The organism is Butyrivibrio sp. VCD2006, assembly GCF_000423925.1.
GTDB lineage: Bacteria > Bacillota > Clostridia > Lachnospirales > Lachnospiraceae > Butyrivibrio.
The window spans coordinates 38,090-58,995 of record NZ_KE384109.1; the positions used below are offsets into that span (position 1 = coordinate 38,090).

Below are 20,906 nucleotides of genomic sequence, written 5' to 3' on the forward strand. Positions count from 1 at the left end.
AATGAGGAATTTTCCTTCTCCAAGCTGATGGAACAGATAAATATAATCATCGGCGGACAGTGCTCTGAAAAGGGCGTGGATTACAACTGTCACATCAATGGGGAACTGAAGGATTATTATATTGGCGATAGCATCAAGCTCAGACAGGTGCTTATCAATATTCTCGGCAATGCGGTGAAGTTTACACCTACAGGGAAAAGCGTGGATTTTTTAGTTGAGAGAGTAGGTGGATATGATGGTAAGTCTACCTTGAGATTTGTGATAAGGGACACCGGTGTAGGTATGAGCAAAGAGTTCCTGCCAAGAATCTTTGATACCTTTTCCCAGGAAAACTCCCAGGCGGCAAACAAGTACGGAAGCTCCGGGCTTGGCATGGCGATTACCAAGAATATCGTGGATATGATGAACGGTAATATAGATGTTCAGAGTGAAAAAGGCGTTGGTACCACTTTCACGGTGACCATTACTTTGAATGATTCCGACAGGAATGATGAATCCGTTGAAGATATCGAGATCAGGCCTCAGGATATGAGTGTTCTGATAGTTGATGATGATTCCGTTGCCTGTGATCATGCAAAGCTCATTCTTGGAAATGCCGGTATTGCAACGGAAACAGCTTTGTCCGGCCAGGAGGCCGTTGAAAAAGTAAAGCTACGTCAGGCAAGACGAGAGCCCTATAACCTCATCGTAATCGACTGGAAGATGCCTGAAATGGATGGAGTTGAGACTACAAAAGCCATCCGATCTGAAATAGGGGATGAGACGGCGATAATAATTCTGACAGCGTACAACTGGGACGATATCCTTGATGAGGCTCTGGAGCCCGGGTACTATGACGCAATTTTGATGGATATGCGCATGCCGGAGATGAACGGAATGGAAGCTACGGCGGCTATTCGCGGCCTGGATAGGCCTGATGCGAAGGAAATCCCGATTATCGCCCTTACCGCGAATGCATTTGATGAAGATGTACAAAGGAGTCTTCAGGCAGGCATGAATGCACATTTGTCAAAGCCTGTTGAGCCCGAGGTACTCTTTGAAACCTTGGAAGAGCTTTTATAAGAAAAGGATTCTTTTTAGGAAAATAGAGTATTACCATAAAAAACGGGGACTATCGCATTATGATAGTCCCCGCTTAATTTGCTGTTTAGTTTGTAGGAAAATGCATATTTTTAACTGCGTACTGTGCCTGTTCCTCAGTGAAGTTATCATACTCAACAAGTGAGCGGATAAGATCTTCCTTTGTGTCGTAGTCAATGATGTCTGTCAGATATTTCGCCTGATTCTTGGCTTCTTCGTACCAGTCAATCTCTTTGTTTGTCTCAAGATAGCTGATAGCATATTCTGCCTGCTCGGGAGTGTAACCGCAGGATACATATGTAAGCATGTCATACATTCCCTGTCTGGAATAGTAGGAGCCGTCGCGTATGAATCTTGCCCATCTGAGACATTCCTCGTTCCAGTCAACAAGTCCCTGAGCCTCGAGATAGTCTACAGCTACGGTTGCTTCTGTTTCAGTATAGCCGATATAATCTCTTGTCAGCTGATCGATAAGAGCGGCTCTTGAATAAGGAGTGGAGCTTAGCTGATCCTGTGCTTCACGAATTGCCTGTTTCTCGCCGGGGGTCATATCCTTTACATCCTTGGCAGTCACCTGAGTGGTCACTACAACGGGAGCAACCGGATCAACCTGTGTATGATTGCGGGATCCAAGACCGACGATTCCGAGGCAGATACCGATAAGCGCTACAGTTGCAATGCTTGCTCCTATTGCAGCCATGAAAACCGGCTTCTTTTTATCATCTTTCTCTATTATTATTTCTGCTTCGTAGGGATAAAGCTCGTTGTTTTCTCCCGGTATGAAGCCATGTATTGTCTTGTCTAATTTTAAATCATTGACGGCAGAGTCCTCTTTATAGGCCACATTTCCATTACTCTTGTAAGTAGGTGCGTTCTGGAACTGCGCTGTCTGAGCCTGTGTTGTCTGAGCTCTCTGATATTGCATCTGAGCACCCTGGTACTGTGCCTGAGCACCCTGATATTGAGCCTGGGCCTGAGCACCCTGAAACTGCGCTGTCTGAGCTCGCTGATACTGCGCATGTGCTGCCTGATATTGTGATGCCTGTGCATTTGGTGCGGTCTGATAAGCACCGCCATAAGCTTGATTAGTCCCCACTGATTTGTTATCCATACAAAACTCTCCTCTGTTTTTTGCTGATTTTCAGCACCCTCAGCGGTATTTTATCATCCTATAGGTACATATTCAATTGCTTTTACATACAGTAAAGGCTTTGTAATGGGCATAATATGGCAAATTAGCTCTTAGTTTGACTTTATAAATATTTCCCATTTTGAGGCGTTTTTTTAGCATGAATGAACAAATTACATATGATAAAATTAAGTTCAAAGGGTATTTGGCAAACTCTGCAGCGAATCAAATATAGTAATCGGCAGACATTTTCAGCTACTACAGCTGTACCAAGGGAAGGGAGATTTCTATGGCAAAATCTAAGGTTTATTTTACTGATTTCAGGACACACATTGGAACCAGTCAGGGCGTGAAGCTTCAGAAGCTGTGCCGCGCTGCTGGTATCGATACCATTAATTTTGATGGAAAATTTGTTGCGATCAAGATGCATTTCGGAGAGCTTGGCAACTTTTCATATTTAAGACCTAATTATGTTAAAGCGGTGGCTGACCTTATAAAAGAACTCGGTGGCAAGCCGTTTTTGACAGACTGTAACACACTTTATCCCGGAAGCCGCAAGAATGCGGTGGATCACCTCTACAACGCTGAGGTCAACGGATTTAACAGCGTTACAACCGGGTGTTATGTAATAATCGCAGATGGCCTCAAGGGTACAGACGAAGCAGTTGTTCCGGTTCCCAACGGAGAATTCTGTAAGGAGGCTGCTATCGGTCGTGCACTTTACGATGCGGATATCATCATCTCTCTGTCTCATTTTAAAGGCCATGAGATGACAGGCTTTGGCGGTGCTATAAAGAACGTCGGCATGGGCGGAGGAAGCCGCGCAGGAAAAATGCAGCAGCACAATGACGGCAAGCCCACAGTAAATCCTAATCGTTGCAGAAACTGTAAGCTTTGTGCGAAGGAATGCGGATCAGATGCTATTTCTTATGAATCGGGAAAAGCTGTGATAAATCAGGATATCTGTAAAGGCTGCGGAAGATGCATAGGCGCTTGCAATTTTGATGCGATATCTGCTAATGATGGCACTGCAACAGAGAAATTGTGCTGCAAGATGGCGGAGTACACGGCAGCTATCCTGAATGATAAGCCGTCCTTCCACATAAGTCTCATAATGGACGTATCTCCAAACTGCGACTGCCACGGCGAGAACGACGCTCCGATTCTTCCAAACCTCGGAATGTTCGCTTCATTTGATCCTGTTGCTATTGACCAGGCCTGCGCTGATATGGCCCTCGCAGCAGAGCCTATAAGAAACAGCCAGCTTGGTGACAACCTGGCTAAGATGGACTGGCATCGCAACAATGACCATTTCCTTGACAGTAATCCTAATGTTCGCTGGAAAGAAACTCTTGAACACGGAGAGAAGATAGGACTTGGAACAAGAGATTATGAGCTGATAAAGCTTTGATATGGTACTTTTAGTTTTGGTGCAGCACGTATCAAAGTGGCTGTATTAGTACATATCAGAACTGAAAATCAGATATGAATCATCCTGCAGTATTACGTGACCGGTCAGCTGTTTGGCGTAGGTGTCCCATAAATCCTTATCAACTATGATGAGTGAGCCTTCGTCACTTAGGAAATTGTCGATGGTTCCGTCAACTGCAATAAAATCACAGTACATTTCGGCAGGTGCCACATATTCACATTCCCAGTGGCCCTGCCCTTTGTATTGCCTGAAATCAGAGAGCAGATATACATTTCTTCCTGCAAATTCATCGCCGTAGGTTGCGGCGAAATCAAGCATATCCTGCGTGAATTCATCCACCGGATGTCCGCCGTTTCCGGCAAGATTTATATCGTATTTGATACATGGAATGATAAAGAATAATGAAGCGGCAGCGATAAAGCCTATAGGAATCAGTGCTGCAATGGGATTTCGCAGCTCGTAATGCTTGGCAACGGCTCCGACAAGCCGGGCTACAAGGATGCAAAGTGCAAGCTGTGAGGTGTAGGTATACCAATCCAGATAGCTTCTTAAAACTGCAAAGAAAAGTATCGGCAATGCAGTCCAGACAAGGAATAGATAGTTTTCAGAGAGAAAATCAGTAACGACCGTTATTGATTTTGATCCGGAGTGAATCCTGACAATTACCAGGGCGATTGCAGCTACGACAAAAGTAACAATGAATAGCTGCATTACGTTTGATGTCATGAAATCAGAGACCGGCTTCATAAAGGTTTGCTCGGAGGCTGCGACTCTGTCCACAGTTTCGCCAACCATAAGTGTATCGATGAATTCCATTCCGTCGAACATTGATCTCTTGATCATCCAGGCTACCGGCAGAGCAGCGGCGAGGAGTGCAGATAATATCACTCTTTTTACAGATCTGAAGGCTGCATGGATTTTCGGGATATAGAGAAGGCCGATGAAGAAAATAAGTGCCGCGTGTGGCCCTTTGCACATAAAGGCCATGCCCAGTGAAAAGCCGTATAGATACATAAAATGCGGATTGTGCTTTATTTCGTAAAGTGAGATTATGGCGATTACAAAGAAGAAGTTGAAGAAAGAGTCCATTTCAGCGGCTCTGTACATATGGAAGGTGAAGAAGGGAGTGCAGGCTGCAAAAATGAAAGGAAAAATTGCAGCTGAGAACAGATTATCTCTTTTTATTAAAAAGCTGATGATTGTAAGTAGTGTCAATAATCCTCCAACTGCAGATGGGAAGCGGGCTGCGAAGCAACTTGCTCCCAGCACTTTAAAGGAGGCAACCATCAGATCAAGGCAGAGCGGAGGTTTGGAATTAAAATAGTCTGCAGCGTACTTATACGTGTTGACTATCCAGTTACTTTGCTTGTACATCTCATATGCATTTGTGGCGTGGTAGGCTTCATCGGTTGAAATCAAATATCCTGCGCCGAGATTGTGAAAAAGCATATAGAAAATCAGAACAGTAGCACCTGTAAGAATAGATAGTAAAAATCCCGTTTCAAACTTTTTGACCATCTTGTCTCTCCCCCAAAGAAACAAAAAATCCAATAGAAATACGGAAAAACGTTTAATAGATTTTCTAAATATCATTTTAATTCATCGGTCACTATCTTGCAACATCAGTGATATATGTAAAAACCATCTAAATAACTTATTATTTCTTTATTAATATATTGGTTTTTCGAACATTTTTGTTGATAAAAAAGATAGAATATATATGAAACATTGACTTAATTTGGGATAGTGTGCATGAAAATAAAAAGACCATTAAAACGCAGCATTTTTCTGTTCATTCTTGCGTTTCTTACATTGCTGTGTTTTGTTTTCAGCATAATTACATATAGGGCGTTCAACACGTCGCTTTATCGTGCATACAACAGGCGAATGGTGGACATTATTAATAATGTCATGAGCCATATTGATTTGGACGATCTTTCAGAGTGCATTGAAACAGGAGTTGAGTCTGAAAAGTATACTAAGCTTGTGACCTTTATGGACTCCATTATGGAAGACTTTGACATACACTACTTATATATCGTGAAACCTGTTCTTGAAGGCGAGCATCATGGAATGATGAATGTAATATCAGCTGATACTGCCGAAGGTAGAGCAACTGATCCGGATGGATATTTCCTTGGCTACGTACTGTATGACGTGTACGGAGAAAAGGACCTTCTGGCTTATCAGGATGCGCTTGATTCTGATACGATATCCTATTACAAGAACTTTTCTACCTGGGGATATGATTACACTGCGGCTATGCCGCTTATAAATAGTAAGGGCGAGCATTTTGCCCTGCTTTGTGTTGATATTGAGGTGAGAGATGTTGAGTTTGCGATAATGACATACACAATCTCAGTAGTGCTTCTCATTGTGATACTGGGTGTTATTTTTACCATATTATTCATTTTATGGATGAACCGATATGTGACTGAGCCTATTTTCAGGCTGGAAAAGAGCGTAGACGTGTTTGCAAGGAGCAGCCATGAGCAGGTTGATCCCAATTTTCTTGTCTACGAAGATCCCGGCATACACTCTCAAAATGAAGTTGAAGTGCTTTCTAATGCCATAACCCAGATGGCAAGCGATATTAAGACATATGCGATAAACATTCTCGAGGCCGAGAGTCAGGTTGAAGATATGAAAAACCAGATGAGCTATATGGATATTGTGGCTTACCAGGATGCGCTCACCCATGTTAAAAACAAGGCCTGGTACGATAATGTCGAAAAGCGCGTAAATGATGAGATTTCAAAGGGTGAAGCAAGATTCGGAATAGTAATGGCTGACCTTAACAACTTAAAGAAGATAAACGATACCTATGGCCATGAGCACGGAAATGATTATATTTTCGGGGCATGTCATAAGATATGCGTTGTTTACGAGCACTCTCCGATATTCAGGATTGGTGGAGACGAGTTCGTAGTCCTTCTTGAGAACTCTGATTATGATAACAGAGAAGAGCTTATAAGAAAACTGCAGGATGTGTTTGATGATACTTCCTCAGATGAACAGCGAAGCCCATGGAGACGATATTCAATTGCTATGGGAATGGCTATCTACGATAAAAACATCGATAAGGACATGAATGACGTCTTTAAACGGGCGGACGAACTAATGTACAAGAACAAGGTAGAATCAAAAATGGCTCGCGAATAAACTGCTTAGTTATATGGCTTTTCGCGAGTTTTTATTTGTTGATTTAATTGCGCTGATATTATAAAATTCTATTGTTTGGGGCTATAAAAAGAGCTTTATTTTCGAGGGGACTATTTTTTAAGGGGAAATTGATATGAAGAAAGTTATGGGAAATCTTCGCCTGCTCATCACAGCGGTGGTGTGCATGGTGGTCTTTTTTGGATGCTCATCCATAATTACGCAAGCAGCTGAAAAAATGAAACCGGTCAAGAATCTCGTTGTTAAAGAGGATGAGATTGTTTTTAACACGCAGTCGGCTGGTAGTTACAATCTGATAGTCACACATGTGGAAACAGATGGAAGCGAAAAAGCTGTTTATATGGATACAAATAATAACTATCCTGCCGGCGGGAGTTATTTTACTAATGGTGCGAAGCTGGCTTGCGCTTTTAGTGAACTCGGTACATATAACCTGTATGTATTTTCTGAGCCAAAATGGACAATGAAATCGTACACCACATTCGAGGAATACAATAATGACAGCAGCTTTGTGAAAACCAAGGGTAAATCCGTAAAGATCACAAAGAAAATGCCAAAGCCTCAGGATGTTGAAATGACGGAAGTAATGCAGGATAACAGAAGGAAGTTTAAGATCACCTGGAAAATGGATGGATATGCGCATGTATTTGATGGTCGGACTGACCACACTTTCTGTGGCAAGGCACTGAATTATATCTATTTGGAACCGACTTTTTTTAAGAAATCTGTTGATGTAATAACCAAGTCTGATGATTTAAGGAAATATGCATGTTCTGATCCTGTAACTGTTGAACTGCCTGATGAACCGATAGACCCTGAATATCCGTTTAAGGAACCCGAGATTAGCGGAATTCATGTCAGGTATGAGACGCTGCTTTCCGGTTATAGCTCCGCTGTACTTTATTGGGAAGGCGAAAATGGAGTAAAGGCGAGCAACTGGTTTTCAAAGCCTACATATCATGAAGGTCCATATTCCAAAACCAGATCCGACCGAATAGTTTGGGAGATGTTTAAAAATACAGGTAAGTTTACTCTTTATGTTCTGTGGTCGGCTGAAAAATATGAGAATGGTCCTGTAGAGGAGCTAAAGCAGAACAATAAGATTAAGATTGCTGAAACATCACTCGAAGTCACAGACAGGATGGATCAGATTGAGAATGTAAAGATTCAGGAGGAGACCATTGATGGTCATAAATGGTACAGGATTTCCTGGGACGCTGACCACCATAGGCATATCGTAGATTACGGATCAGGAATTTCAACTGATGTTAAGGATAATTTCATACTAACTGATGACTATCCTGATATGGACAACATAGATATTTACACCGCAACCGAGGATATAACCCAGTATGCAACATCGCATCCTGTTATCATCAATCCGCAAAAGGGTTTGATATTATATGACCCTGCCCGTCAGGTCGGAGAGAATGCACCTCATCATTTATTTCCGTATACTTATGGAACTGATAATAACCCTGATCCGCCGACGGATCCTTCTCAGCCCGGTAATCCTACAGATCCTACTCAGCCATCTGAGCCGGATAATCCTACAGATCCTTCTCAGCCTGGTGATCCTACTGATCCTGCGCAGCCCGGTGATCCCGGACAGGGTGGCGGTAATACACCAGGTGAGAATACAAATCCCGGCCAGGGCGGTTCATCTGAGCAGGGAAGTGGTAGTGCATCAGGTCAGAGTGGTAATTCCGACCAGGCAAAAGCACCTACAGTAGGAAATAATGCTGTAGCGCTGCCTGCTACGATCGCAGTTAATGGTATTACTTACAAGATTGGTGCTGATGGCAAGGCCACAGTTACTAAGATAGGTAATGTGAAGAAGGCTTCAATCAATGCAGTTTCATATAATGGCGCAAGTTATCCGGTAACAACCATCGCTGCAGCTGCTTCTAAGAATAACAAGAAGCTTACATCAGTGAAAATCGGATCAAATGTTACAAAGATAGGTAAAAAGGCCTTCTGTGGCAGCAAAAATCTTAGGAAGGTTTCTGTTAATGCCAATAAATCTCTTAAGATAGGGAAGAACGCATTTAAGAAAATAAGTAAGAATGCCGTTGTTTCCGTCAAGGGAGTAAAGGGAAAAGTAAAGAAAACCCTGGTTGCGGTTATTAAATAACAGCTGCGACGAAATATATCATTTGGGAACAAAGAATTTAAGGAATTTTTAGGTGATTGAAATGAAAAAAGTAGTTGGGAAAGCACGTTATATCATTACATCTTTAGTATGTATGATTTTCATGCTTGGATGCTTATCCATTAATGCAAATGCAGAAGAGGCCATGAAACCGGTCAAGGACCTTATGATTAAAGAGGATAAGGTCGTCTTTACAGCTCAGTCGGATGGAAATTACAATCTTATAATCACACATGTGGAAGATGATGGAAGCGAAAAAACTGTTTTCAGGGATACAAATAATCCTTATCGTGCAGGTGATGATTATTTTACTAATGGCTCATCGCTTGCATTAGCGTTTAGGGACCTCGGTATCTATAACTTGTATGTTTTTTCTGAGCCGAAATGGACAATGAAGCAGTACACCACATTCGAGGAATATAATAATGACAGCAGCTTTGTGAAAACCCAGGGTAAATCCGTAAAGCTCACAAAGAAAATGCCAAAGCCTCAGAATGTTAATATGAAAGAGGTTATGCAGGATAACGTCAAGAAATATAAGGTCACCTTGAAAAAGGATGGATATGCACACATATTTAAAAGCCCGGATAAATCCGAGGAGCGGGGAAGTGCAGGAGATACGGTCTATTTGAGTGCAACAGCTTATAAGAAGCATCTTGATGTAATAACAAAGTCCAGTGATCTTAGGAAATATGCATGTTCTGAGCCTGTTGGCTTTGATCTGCCGGAGGATCCGATAGATCCTGAGCATCCTTTTTCAACTCCCAGAATTGAAGGGCATGGTGCCGGTTATGGTGTTTTGCTACCTGGTTATATGGCTGCTGTACTTTATTGGGAGGGTGAAAACGGAGTAAAGGCGCGCCATTATTTATCAGTGCCTGAGTATCATGATAAGCCCTATTCCTGCAGCACAACCAGTACCGTATTGGATGAAATGTTCAAAAATACCGGTAAATATACTTTATATGTTATGTGGTCAGCCGAAGACTTTGATGCCGGTCCCATAGAGGAGATTAAGCAGAACAGCAAGATTAAAATTGCGGAAACATCAATCGAAGTCAGAGATAGGTTTGATCAGCTTGAGAATGTAAAGATTCAGGAGGAAACCATTGACGGTGAAAAATGGTACAGAATTACCTGGGACGATGACCACCAAAGACATATCATAGATTACGGAGGCGGAGCTTCATATAATTCATCAGAAAAATATATATTGAAGAAAGATTATCCCGATCTTAAGCATATAGATCTTTATACCATTACTCCGAATATACAAAATTATGCAACTTCATATCCTGTTATCATTAAGCCCCATACGGGTGAAATAATTTATGATCCTGCCCGCCAGGTCGGAGAGAATGCTCCTCATCATTCGTTCCCGTATCATTATGGATATGGTTATTATCCTGATCCGCCGACAGATCCATCAAGGCCCACTAATCCCACAGAACCTGAGCAGCCAAGTGAGCCTACGGAGCCCAGTAATCCTACGGATCCTACTCAGCCTAGCAACCCTACGGAGCCCAGCAATCCTACGGAGCCCAGCAATCCTACGGATCCTAGTCAGCCCGGCGATCCTACAGATCCGTCTCAACCCGGTGACCCCGGACAGGGTGGTGGTTCATCTGAACAGGGCAATACACCCGGTGCAAACACTGATTCCGGCCAGGGCAGCGGTAGTTCATCAGGACAGGGCAGTTCAGATCAGTCAAAAGCTCCTGCTGTAGGGAATGCAGCACTGCCTGCTACCATTACTGTAAAGGGTGTTACCTACAAGATTGCTGCTAATGGTAAGGCAACAGCCACCAAGATCGGAAACGTGAAGAAGGCTTCTATCAATGAAGTTTCAGTAGGCGGCACGAAATATCCTGTTACGAAAATCGCTGCAGGCGCTGCTAAGAACAACAAGAAGCTGACCTCAGTCAAGATAGGAAAAAATGTAACAAACATTGGTAAGAAAGCCTTCTACAACTGTAAGAAGCTTAAGAAGGTCACGATTAAGGAGAATAAATCACTTAAGATCGGAAAGAAAGCATTTGATAAGATTCATAAGGATGCTGTGATTTCGCGCTAATTGTTCCGGTTTTTGACGAGGTATCTAACTTGTAAAAGAGTTTTTAAGGAAATTTAGGTAATTAAGAATGAAAAAAGTTTTTGGGAAATTATTTTGTATCATCGCATCTTTCGTATGCATGATAGCTTTATTCGGAGGTTCATCAATAAGTTCAAAAGCGGCTGCTATTCAGCCGGCTAAGAATGTGGCTATTACACAGAATGCTATGGAATATACACCGGTATCAGATGGATATTATACTGCTATAGTCACCTGTAAGGATGCGGATACCGGAGTAGAGAAAATTGTTTGCACCGATAAGAACTTTCAGGGATATGCCGGAAGACCTGTTAGCATGGCCGGTTCCAATTTTCAGGTATGCTTCAATCAGCTCGGCACATACACACTTTATGTAATTGGATCTGCTGAGAAGCTGAATAAGTCATATAAGACTATACAGGAGTATGAGAATGATCCTAACCTTGCAATTGCAAGCCATTCGCACGTACTCACAAATCGAATGCCAAAGCCTCAGGATGTAACCATGAAGGAGGTAACCAGAGACGGTGAACAGTATATAAAATTCACCTGGAAATATGATGGATATACGCATCTTGTTCTATCATCAAAGGGTGGGATCGGAATTTATGGATCTGATACTCTTCAGTGCTACATAAAGGCATCCAATGCCAGAGGAAGAACATATGAGGTTCGAACCGAGTCGAACAATTATGCTACCGTAGCTAATTCAGAACCAATTCAATTTGAGATACCTGAAGAAAAGAAGGTAATTGACCCTAACTATCCATTTGAGAATGTAAAATTCACCAGCGGTGGAATCTCATTTAAAACACTTCTTCCCGGTTACAGTACTGCTATGGCCACCAGAAGAAATTCCGAGGGCAGAGACATCCCTTTTTATCTTAATCGAGTCGAATATTATGATAAGGAACATGGTTCTTCGATCACTAGCACAGCCATCGATGATGCCTACAGAAATACCGGTCTTATGACCTTGTATGTTATGTGGTCAGCTGAGCCATTCGATTTTTCACTAAACATTGCTGATTATGAGGCGAATAGCAAGATTAAAATTGCAAAAGTTCAGGCCAACATAACCGAAAGAATGGACCAGCCGGAGAACGTTAAAGTTGAAAGAGTTGAACGCGAGGGCACTGACTATTACAAAATAAGCTGGGACCGCGATGGATGCACTCATTTGGTAGAGTATGATTATGGTTCAAGCCATGGAAGTTATGATTATACCTATATTGAGTACAGAGAATCTATTACATATTTCAAAGTTTACGCGATGTCCAATGACTTTAGCCAATATGCACATTCTTTGCCTGTGAAGATCGATGCAGCAACTGGTGCGATAATTCCTCCTGAGGATCCGGGTCCGACACGTCCCGAAAATCCTGAGGATCCTACAGATCCTGCTCATCCTACAGACCCCGACGTTCCTAGCGAGCCTACGGATCCTACTCAGCCCGGTGACCCTACAGATCCGTCTCAGCCTAGCAACCCTACAGATCCGTCTCAGCCAGGCAATCCGACAGATCCTACTCAACCTGATAATCCTGGCCAGGGTGGTTCTTCTGAGCAGGGAGACACACCAGGTGCTAACACCAATCCCGAACAGGGAGGTGGCAGTGCATCAGGCCAGGGCGGCTCATCAGGACAGGACAGCCCTTCTGATCAGACAACGGCTCCAACTGTAGGAAATAGCGCAGAAGCAGCCCTTCCTGCAACAGTCACTGCAAATGGTGTTACTTACAGTATTGGTGTCGACGGCAATGCTACAGCTACCAAGATCGGAAACGTGAAGAAGGTTTCCATCAATACAGTTTCACATAATGGTATTAATTATCCTGTAACGAAAATCGCTGCAGGCGCTGCCAAGAACAACAAGAACCTGACCGCTGTTAAGATAGGCAAAAATGTAAAATCGATTGGCAAGAAAGCCTTTTACAATTGTAAGAAGCTTAAGAAGGTTACCATAAAAGCAGGCAAATCTCTTAAGGTAGGCAAGGGTGCTTTTAAGAAAATCAGCGATGACGCGAAGATTTCCGTAAAAGGTCTTAAGGGAAAAGCAAAAAGAAAGATTTTTTCAGCGATAGGATCTAAGTAAGACAATTGATAATATGATTTTTGCCAATTGGTAATAGTATTGCCATCAATTTTTACAGGGGAGAAATTCATATTTCCTGACAAGAGCCAATGGTGCTGAGCAGTACTCAGCACCATTTTTTGCGGAATAACTTACAAAAAGCTTAAGCACTTTCTTTTAATTTCAGACTTATAAATATATGTAGGCTTTTGGTGTTTTGGTAGGTATTTGAAAAGAATAATGGGCTTTATTTTAGAACATATTTAAATGATTAGAGGTTTTGAGGTATTTGGTATGTATCATTTAGAGAAAAGTACCTACCAATTCCTAAAATATGGCCGGAATTTTAAAAAATGGATTTCAACTGGGTTTGTAAATGAAGAAATTACCTACCAAAATGAAGATTTAGCTTATATATTTAAAATGTATAAATTCATAACAAGCAAGTAACCCAAAACAGGCATGTGATCCATAGCAGGCTTGGTAAATAATCTCGGAAAACGGTTCAATTTACTGTAGGAGAGAAATCGCTCCATTGGTATCCATTTTTAGTACGTTTGACCAGAAAAGAACGCATGAATTTTATTATATGAATGAAATGCATTCATTGGTACCCATAAAACACCATTTTCATAGTACCAATGGAAGAAAAATCGAGCTCTAGTAAAAAGACGAGTAAAAACAGCATGGATTCCATCCATAATATACCTTAAAATAGTACCAATGAGTGAAAAATGATCTCACAGTAAAACATAGCAAAAACTTTGACAAAAAGATAGATTGTAGAAAAAACATCAGTTTAAAGGAACTGATAGATTGTAAAAAATCATTAGCTTAAAAGAAACGATAGATTGAAAATAAAACATTAGTTTAAAGGAATAGAATATGGAAAGAGAATACAAATTTTTCGGATCTGAAAATGCAACAATGGCGCCGATTTCTGAAGGCTTTGAGGTTATACGCGACCCCAGAGACCTGTACGACCTGCTCTCAGAGGTGTGGAGCCGCGAAACCTGCGCGCCAAGGATGAGAGATGAGTGGAGTAAGGAAAACATAACACGCGGACAGTGCTCCATTACTGCGTTTCTTGCGCAGGACATATTCGGAGGTGTGGTGCGCGGAGTAGAGCTTGATGACGGAAACTATCATTGCTACAACATAGTGGACGGCACAGCTTTTGACCTTACAAGTGAGCAGTTTGGCGATGAGAAGCTTGTTTATGATGTGGAAAACAACCCTGAGCAGCTTCGGGAAGTTCACTTTGAGAAAGAAGAGAAGCATCAGAGATACCTTTTTCTTAAGAAAGAGCTGGAAAAGAGGCTCAATAAATTAAGACTTCTTAGGCTTATCGACCGCGCTGCCAAGGGCAATATCAAGGCCGCAGGCGAGCTCGCAGACGCCTACTATACAGGCAAATTCGGCGACACCAATCATGCCAAAGCAAAAAAATGGGCGAGCTATGCAGCTAAGCACGGCGACGCAAAGGCGCAGGAGATACTTAATTCTTTAAAATAACCCTGCTCAAAACAGCTAATACTTAAAGAACCAAAGCAATTGAATTCAAAAAAAGAAGCACTTTTTTGTCGAAATGGTGTAAAATTGATAAAAAGGAGCTGGGGACCGTTAGCGTCTGTCCTTTAGACGGTTACGGATCCCGTATCCGATAGGACTAAGTCAGATATGAACTTTGGTTTATAGAGGTGAAGCGCTATGGAAGAACTGTACCTTTCCGCTGAAAATCTGCTCAGATATATCGTGGAATTTTCCACAATACTATTGGAGTTTTTTGGAATCTGCATTCTTGTATATACTGCTATTAAGAGCTTCATTTTCTGGATTAAGAAAAATGACGCCATCAGGCTTGAGCTTGCACAGGGTATAGCGCTCGCGCTTGAATTCAAGCTAGGCGGCGAGGTGCTTAGAACCGTTGTTGTGCGCGAATGGGCAGAACTTGGTATTCTTGGCGCGATCATAACACTCAGAGCGGTATTGACGTTCCTTATTCACTGGGAGATCAAGAACGAAGAAAAAGCGCTTGATCCTAAAGAGTAGATGTAAAAAAATCGAAACACCGGCGCAAGCGCCGGTGTTTATTTTATTATGGGTCGTGACCCAGTTGAGCTCGCGAAGCGTGCGAAATATAAACCACCCGCTATGCGGGTGCGCGGTGTTTGTTATACAAAAAAATCACCTTTCCGTTATAATTTTGGATGTTCAAGCCTAAATTATAACGAAAGGAAAGGTGATTTTAATGGCCAATAAGGCAAATAGTTTAGCACACACTAAATGGATGTGTAAGTACCACATAGTGTTCACACCAAAGTATAGGAGAAAAATAATCTATAATCAATACAAGGCAAGTATAAGAGATATCTTGAAACAGCTTTGTGCTTATAAGGGAGTAGAGATTATAGAAGGACACTTAATGCCAGATCACGTACATATGCTGGTTAGTATTCCACCAAAGCTTAGCGTATCACAGTTTATGGGATATCTAAAAGGAAAGAGTGCGCTGATGATATTTGATCAGCACGCAAATTTGAAATATAAGTTTGGAAACAGACATTTCTGGGCAGAGGGATACTATGTAAGTACAGTGGGACTTAATGAGGCGACAATAAAGAAGTACATTCAGGAACAAGAAAAACATGATATAGCAATGGATAAACTGAGTGTGAAAGAGTATGAGGACCCCTTCAAGGGGTAGCCGGTATTACAAGCGCCCTTTCAAGGGCTGCGACGAGTCAAAGGCGTTAAAGGCTTGAACAAAGTGAAAGCCAGCGTCTTTAGGCGCTGGCCGGTAACTGCCCCTTATAGGGGCGAGCAAACCACCCGTTGGACGGGTGGTTATGATTGAATAGGAAATTTCTATTCAATAAAACGCTCCGCTAAGGATGCGCATCGGCGCGCAATGAATATGATGCTAAAGCATCCGCGCCTCGCGCGAGAATGTCGCAAGCGACATTCTTTTTTATATCTACAAATGTATCGGATAATTAACAATACAATACTTCGAATATTCAACTATAAGTCGGGCTACCACAGAACTTTTGATGAGTAGTCCGAGTTTCTTTATGTGGAGAAGCTCAATATAGGAAACAATCCAGGTGAGAATCTTGCGTTTTCTGAGCTTCATTGGATAAACTTCAATCCTCTGATTTTTGCAGTACTCAAGTAAATCCTCGAGAGAACAGAACTCGTCTTTCTTTCGCTGGAGGAAGGGGAGGAACATATTCATGCGCTCTGAGTATAGCCAGTAGATGGCGTCATCATACATCATGGTAAAAGTATGTTCTTCGATATATTTGATTTCCGGATAAGATATATTATATAACGGTTTTTTCTTCATGATATTCAGTTCACCCTTAACCCTTTTCAGGTCCACTTTTTGTTATGGTAGTCTCAAAATCATGTTAATTCAATGCATATGAAATAAAATGTTTATTAAATAAAACTTCATAAGAAAATCCCGTGATTTTACTGTATTTCACTTAGATAGCTCTTTGATTTTTCAATTTCTGCAGCTCCTCGACAAAATTTGAAGGAGTCTTATGGCGTTCTTCCTTATCCTTATACAAATTGGCATCAGCCTCCGCTATAGCTTTTTTCATGGTTATATCGGACGAAGTGCATTTGTATACACCTACGCTAAATTGTGGCATATAGGGCAGGGTGTTGAATTCCTCTAGGGCTGAAGTCAGAAGAGGCCTGAGTTCCTCAGCGATGGTCGCATCTTTTCCCGCAACAACAAATTCATCGCCGCCCCATCTGGCAGCAACCGCATTCTTTGGAATAAGCGCCTTTTTAAGTGTCTTTGAAAAAGTAATAAGAGCCTTATCACCTTCAGAATGCCCCAGAATATCGTTGATACTCTTGAAATAATCCATGTCCAGCATTATTACAGTCAGTGGATTTTCCTCGCTGCAGGTAGCGATTTCTTCACTGATAAACTCCTCCATTCGACTGCGGTTGTACAGTTGTGTCAGAGCATCCGTGTATATCTGGGAATCCTGAAGCTCAACGAAAAGCTTCAGAACTACGGGGATGACGCACAGCTCTATCGCAGGTAGATTTAACAAAAATCCTATGAGATACCCGCTTATTGTGAAGAACAAAATGAAAATGATCTGACTGCTGTATTTCTTTTTTTCGGTTTTTGTCTTAGCCCTTCTTCTCTTATGTATGGAAATTGCAGTTGCGGCAATGAGATATACATAATCAAGAAGCAGGATAAAAAGCAGTAGAGGTTTGAAAAGCGGAGCAGAGTCAGTGATTTCATATACATTGACATAAAGCGGGGTAAACAGAAGTATAAGAATGATGGCGAGAGGTAGATGAATCAGCACACTCCACACTGTGATGGATTTCATTTTCCAGGCCGTGGCAGGCGTGTGCAGTGACGCATATACATGCAGGAACCAGAAAAAGCATGCAAAGGACATGGTGGAAAAGCCCACTGACACTACAAAGCGCACAAATAGTGGGTGAAATGCCGTGTAGAATGCATCACCTATAAGTAGCCTAAGGTCAACAAGGGTATAAACCATAAAAGAAATGAGCATACCTTTGAAGGATATAACCTCTCGTTTATTCGCGATATTTTCATTGATCTTGGCATAGACAATATTCAATGAAATGAAATTAACTATGAGAATCAGCAAAATAAAGGGTTTTAGCTGATATTCAAGCGGTATTGTCTGCATAATAGTATCCTCATGGCGCCGGATATCTTGAGAATGTTAAATATTCTAGGTTCTTAAGATATTTGGCATCTGATGTAATTATACAACTAAGAGAGCCAAGATTTACGTGAATTCGTGCAGTTTAGATTTTTTTAATAATAATGTGTAAGATGGCAGCTTTTTTATGATAAATGTTTTTGCAATATTATTTTATTGTTTTTTAATATATCGGATGTAGTTCTTCATGTATAATTATACTATGATGTAGGTGTCAAAAGTAAATTTTGACACCATATGATATACGAATTGCTCCGTTTCTTCGAAACTCTTGCAATTCTACAAATATTCGGAAACCGCTAATTTACTGCGTAAATTGCTAATTCCTCATATTTGTTCGGGTCATAAAGTCAAAATGCTTAACATGCAAGCATGTACGCATTTTTGACTTTTGACACCTATATCATACTATAAACTATGAGTTTCTTATGTTAAGGAGGGGAAAAACAATGGACGAATTTAACAACATGAATCAGGATCAGAATCCGGATCAGCAGCAACCACCGACTCAGCAACCGGATCAGCAGCCTAATATGCAACAGCAGCCATACATGCAACAGCAGCCATACATGCAACAGCAGGTCCCGCCAACAGCAAACACTTACATTCAGATGCAGAATGGCGGTGAAACGGTAACATCAGTAGGAGAATGGTTCCTGACAATGTTACTTTTGTGCATTCCATGTGTTGGCCTGATCATGCTTTTTGTATGGGCTTTCGGTAACAATACTCAGAAGTCAAAATCCAACTGGGCTAAGGCACAGCTTATATGGATGGTTATCGGTATTGTTTTGAGTATTATCATATATTCACTGGTCGGAGCCGCACTTATTGAAATTGCAAGTACTTTGAATACGTAATATTTTGGAAAAATGAGAGATGCATTAAGCCGCCTGTTTAAGGATATAAAGGAAAACAGAATTGCGATAATCATAATATTATCTGCATGGTGCGGGATGAGTCTTTTATTTCACAGCTTCTGCCCGGTCGAGCTTATTACGGGGCTTCCCTGCCCCGGATGTGGCTTGACCCGGGTTTTCTTTTCGTTTGTGACCCTGCACCCAATGCGCGCATTTGAGTACAATGCTACCTTTATTTTGTGGGGAGCATTTCTTGTGATGGCCGCATTTAACCGGTACGTCCGGGGGCGTAGTATGAAGGGCTACAAAATCGTGCTCGCAATTCTGGCACTCGTAACCATCGCCTATTATATCTACAGAATCATATACAAATTCCCGGGCGCAGAGCCCATGGTCTATACTGAAAAAAATCTTCTGGCTCACATAAATCCGAGCTATAGCAGGCTTTTTGGTATTATGAATAATTAGCGAGAACCTCCCTTCCGACGCAGAGTCGGTGAGGGTAGTTCATGCCCTGATCGCCCAGCGAAGCTTAGTCGATTTGCTTCTGGGATTGACGCGGCATTCCTCAGCGGAAGGGCGTGTTACATCCGATGCGATCTCACTGTAAATTCCTGCTTTTTTAAATTCCTTGAAGGACTTTTTCACAAGTCTGTCCTCGCCAGAGTGGAAGGTCAGGATAGCGACACGGCCGCCTGGATTTAGGATATTCGGCAGCTTTTCAAGGAAGGTATACAATACCTCAAATTCACTGTTAACATCTATGCGGAGCGCCTGAAAAACGCGGGCGCAGCTCTTTTTCACAGCGTCAGCTTTCTCATCCTTTGGAAGCTTCCAAAGGGCAGATTCAATGGCGGCTCTCAGGGCAGTAGTAGTGTCCATGGGATCGCCTTTTTTCATGAGCATAAAGACCTTGTCGGCAATCTCCTCAGCGTAGGGCTCGTCTGAGTTTTCAACCATCATGCCAACGAATTCATCTCTTGTGATATTGTGAAGCCGCTCTGCAGCTGACTCTCCATGCTCAGGGTCGAGCCTTAGATCCAGCGGACCATCTATTTTGTAGGAAAAACCGCGCTTGGGGTCATCTATCTGCATCGAGGATACGCCGAGATCAGCAAGGACAAAGTCGAATTTCCCGGCCTCCTTGGCCACCTGATCTATATTGGCAAAATTTGTGAGCCTGAATCTGAAAATATTCTCATCAAATCCAGCGTTCCTAAGCCTTTCTACGGTTTTTGCAGACTCAATTGGATCCACATCAAGGCCATATACACAGCCCTCACCTTTAAGCTGCTCGAGCATCTTCCTGGTATGTCCGCCATATCCAAGAGTGCAGTCCAGTCCCTGCTCTCCGGGCTGTATTTTAAGAACATCCAGAATCTCCTTGACCATAATGGAGATGTGCATGCCTGCCGGCGTTGAGCCCTTCGAAATCACGTGCGCCACAGTATCGGCGTACTTCTCGGGATTCTGCTCTTTATATTTTTCTTCAAACTTCTTCGGATATTTTCCGGAGTAGTGAACTCTTCGCTTGTGCGGTTTTTCTTCCATGGGTGCTCCTTCATATTATATTCCTGGTGTTTCACAGGTAGTTGCTTGTACTGGTATCTGCAGTATTCCTGGTGTTTCACAGATAGCTACTTGTACTGGTATCTGCAGTATTTCAGGTGCTTCACAGGTAGCTACAGGGTCTAACATCTGCAGTATTCCGGGTGCTTTACAGATAGCTACATGTTCTAACATCTGCAGTATTCTGGGCTTTTTTACAGATAGTGACTTGTGCAAGCATCTGTGGTTTTTCGGACTTTTCACAGATAGTGGCTTGTGCAAACATCTGTAGTTTTTCGGACTTTTAACAGATAGTGGCTTGTGCTAGCGTCTGTAGCATTTCAGGCGCTTCACATATAGTCATTTATCCTGGCATTTGCCGATGTTTATTTTCTATATAATACAGGATTTTTAGGAAAAATGGGATGAAATCTATGAATTGGAGATTTAGCGGTGTTTCATAGATGCTTATGGCTTAAGAATCTGTGATTTTGAAAAAAGTATCGATTTCATAGACATCAAAAAGGGTTGAATCTATGAAATCACAAAACTGAGAAGAATCATAGATAAAGGAAGGTATGAAGATCTATGATATTGGAAAAAATATTGATTTCATAGAC

17 protein-coding genes are annotated in these 20,906 nt (G+C 42.0%); 12 read left to right on the top strand and 5 right to left on the bottom strand.

The window, feature by feature from the left end; genetic code table 11:
- Positions 1-27 precede the first annotated feature (27 nt).
- Entirely contained in the window at positions 28-1,062 is a 1,035-nt protein-coding gene (locus G586_RS0120115) for a response regulator (RefSeq protein WP_196811661.1), read from the top strand.
- Positions 1,063-1,147: 85 nt separating this feature from the next.
- On the opposite strand, the gene G586_RS25425 is transcribed toward G586_RS0120115, so the two are convergent.
- Entirely contained in the window at positions 1,148-2,191 is a 1,044-nt protein-coding gene (locus G586_RS25425) for an Ltp family lipoprotein (RefSeq protein ID WP_051204974.1), read from the bottom strand.
- 307 nt (positions 2,192-2,498) lie between these two features.
- On the opposite strand from G586_RS25425, the gene G586_RS0120125 reads away from it, so the two are divergent.
- A complete protein-coding gene (locus G586_RS0120125; RefSeq protein ID WP_026529141.1) occupies positions 2,499-3,620 on the top strand; it encodes a DUF362 domain-containing protein in 1,122 nt (373 codons plus the stop codon).
- 45 nt (positions 3,621-3,665) lie between these two features.
- On the opposite strand, the gene G586_RS0120130 is transcribed toward G586_RS0120125, so the two are convergent.
- Positions 3,666-5,159: an ArnT family glycosyltransferase gene (locus G586_RS0120130; protein ID WP_026529142.1), complete on the bottom strand. Its 1,494-nt coding sequence runs from the start codon at positions 5,157-5,159 to the stop codon at positions 3,666-3,668.
- A 234-nt stretch (positions 5,160-5,393) separates the two neighbouring features.
- On the opposite strand from G586_RS0120130, the gene G586_RS0120135 reads away from it, so the two are divergent.
- The 7 genes from G586_RS0120135 (at position 5,394) to tnpA (ending at position 15,846) form a co-directional block, all read left to right on the top strand.
- Positions 5,394-6,803, top strand: a complete 1,410-nt coding sequence (locus G586_RS0120135) for a GGDEF domain-containing protein (protein WP_026529143.1) — start codon at positions 5,394-5,396, stop codon at positions 6,801-6,803.
- Between the two features lie 133 nt (positions 6,804-6,936).
- Positions 6,937-8,955: a leucine-rich repeat protein gene (locus G586_RS27150; protein ID WP_026529144.1), complete on the top strand. Its 2,019-nt coding sequence runs from the start codon at positions 6,937-6,939 to the stop codon at positions 8,953-8,955.
- A gap of 61 nt (positions 8,956-9,016) precedes the next feature.
- Complete coding sequence (locus G586_RS27310; RefSeq protein WP_051204976.1) at positions 9,017-11,047, top strand: leucine-rich repeat protein; 2,031 nt, start codon at positions 9,017-9,019, stop codon at positions 11,045-11,047.
- Positions 11,048-11,114: 67 nt separating this feature from the next.
- Positions 11,115-13,160 (top strand): leucine-rich repeat protein, encoded by a 2,046-nt coding sequence (locus G586_RS25440; protein ID WP_051204977.1) that lies wholly within the window; start codon positions 11,115-11,117, stop codon positions 13,158-13,160.
- An 864-nt stretch (positions 13,161-14,024) separates the two neighbouring features.
- Positions 14,025-14,654 (top strand): YunG family protein, encoded by a 630-nt coding sequence (locus G586_RS24235; protein ID WP_242832072.1) that lies wholly within the window; start codon positions 14,025-14,027, stop codon positions 14,652-14,654.
- A 195-nt stretch (positions 14,655-14,849) separates the two neighbouring features.
- A complete protein-coding gene (locus G586_RS0120165) occupies positions 14,850-15,191 on the top strand; it encodes a DUF1622 domain-containing protein (protein WP_026529145.1) in 342 nt (113 codons plus the stop codon).
- Positions 15,192-15,390: 199 nt separating this feature from the next.
- Positions 15,391-15,846: an IS200/IS605 family transposase gene (gene tnpA, locus G586_RS0120170; protein ID WP_026529146.1), complete on the top strand. Its 456-nt coding sequence runs from the start codon at positions 15,391-15,393 to the stop codon at positions 15,844-15,846.
- A 270-nt stretch (positions 15,847-16,116) separates the two neighbouring features.
- Here the strand turns inward: tnpA and G586_RS0120175 are convergent, their stop codons facing one another.
- Together G586_RS0120175 and G586_RS0120180 are read right to left on the bottom strand one after the other, a co-directional pair.
- Positions 16,117-16,488 (bottom strand): hypothetical protein, encoded by a 372-nt coding sequence (locus G586_RS0120175; protein ID WP_155834309.1) that lies wholly within the window; start codon positions 16,486-16,488, stop codon positions 16,117-16,119.
- 142 nt (positions 16,489-16,630) lie between these two features.
- Positions 16,631-17,842, bottom strand: a complete 1,212-nt coding sequence (locus tag G586_RS0120180) for a GGDEF domain-containing protein (protein WP_026529148.1) — start codon at positions 17,840-17,842, stop codon at positions 16,631-16,633.
- A 485-nt stretch (positions 17,843-18,327) separates the two neighbouring features.
- On the opposite strand from G586_RS0120180, the gene G586_RS27160 reads away from it, so the two are divergent.
- On the top strand, positions 18,328-18,738 hold the full coding sequence (locus G586_RS27160; RefSeq protein ID WP_242832073.1) for a hypothetical protein: 411 nt from the start codon (positions 18,328-18,330) through the stop codon (positions 18,736-18,738).
- A 12-nt stretch (positions 18,739-18,750) separates the two neighbouring features.
- Entirely contained in the window at positions 18,751-19,206 is a 456-nt protein-coding gene (locus G586_RS25875) for a DUF2752 domain-containing protein (RefSeq protein ID WP_081674500.1), read from the top strand.
- A gap of 39 nt (positions 19,207-19,245) precedes the next feature.
- On the opposite strand, the gene rsmH is transcribed toward G586_RS25875, so the two are convergent.
- Positions 19,246-20,289 (bottom strand): 16S rRNA (cytosine(1402)-N(4))-methyltransferase RsmH, encoded by a 1,044-nt coding sequence (gene rsmH / locus G586_RS0120195; protein WP_026529150.1) that lies wholly within the window; start codon positions 20,287-20,289, stop codon positions 19,246-19,248.
- Here rsmH and G586_RS26825 point away from each other — a divergent pair.
- Entirely contained in the window at positions 20,288-20,578 is a 291-nt protein-coding gene (locus G586_RS26825; RefSeq protein ID WP_026529151.1) for a hypothetical protein, read from the top strand. The two genes, rsmH and G586_RS26825, sit on opposite strands and share 2 nt — an antisense overlap.
- Positions 20,579-20,906: the final 328 nt, after the last annotated feature.